Below are 890 nucleotides of genomic sequence, written 5' to 3'. Positions count from 1 at the left end.
CCCTGCCGGTCAGCTGACGGCGGGCAAGCGCGAAGATAGGTCCTCACATGACGATTGCCGTCACCCGCACGGGTGTTCCCGAAACCAAACCATCCCGGACCCCTGACGGGACCGTCCAGTTCGTCAGGATCGGTGATCTGCAGCTCGAATCCGGGACTCCGTTGCCGGATGTGGTGCTCGCCTACGAGACGTGGGGGACCCTGAACGCGGACGCCTCCAACGCCGTGCTCATTGAACACGCCCTGACCGGCGACACACACGTGACCCGCGGCGAGAGCGGGGAGCCCGGCTGGTGGGAACAGCTCGCCGGACCCGGGGCTCCCGTGGACACGGACAAGTACTTCGTCGTTTCGATCAACATCCTGGGCGGCTGCTACGGATCCACCGGACCTTCCACCCCGGCCCCGGACGGGCGCCCCTGGGGATCGCGGTTCCCGCTGGTCACCCTGCGGGACACCGCCGCCGCCGAGGCACGGCTGGGGGATGCCCTGGGCATGACGATTGCCGTCACCCGCACGGGTGTTCCCGAAACCAAACCATCCCGGACCCCTGACGGGACCGTCCAGTTCGTCAGGATCGGTGATCTGCAGCTCGAATCCGGGACTCCGTTGCCGGATGTGGTGCTCGCCTACGAGACGTGGGGGACCCTGAACGCGGACGCCTCCAACGCCGTGCTCATTGAACACGCCCTGACCGGCGACACACACGTGACCCGCGGCGAGAGCGGGGAGCCCGGCTGGTGGGAACAGCTCGCCGGACCCGGGGCTCCCGTGGACACGGACAAGTACTTCGTCGTTTCGATCAACATCCTGGGCGGCTGCTACGGATCCACCGGACCTTCCACCCCGGCCCCGGACGGGCGCCCCTGGGGATCGCGGTTCCCGCTGGTC

Annotated in this window: 1 pseudogene; it reads left to right on the top strand. The window is 68.2% G+C overall.

Annotated features, from left to right (window positions below):
• Positions 1-47: 47 nt before the first annotated feature.
• Positions 48-890: pseudogene (locus Y706_RS30545) on the top strand (alpha/beta fold hydrolase); the annotation flags it as partial.

The sequence above is a fragment of the Arthrobacter sp. I3 genome (assembly GCF_000520575.1).
Taxonomy (GTDB): domain Bacteria; phylum Actinomycetota; class Actinomycetes; order Actinomycetales; family Micrococcaceae; genus Arthrobacter; species Arthrobacter humicola_A.
Note: the sequence above shows the minus strand (reverse complement) of the source record. Positions and strands in the feature narration are given on the sequence as shown.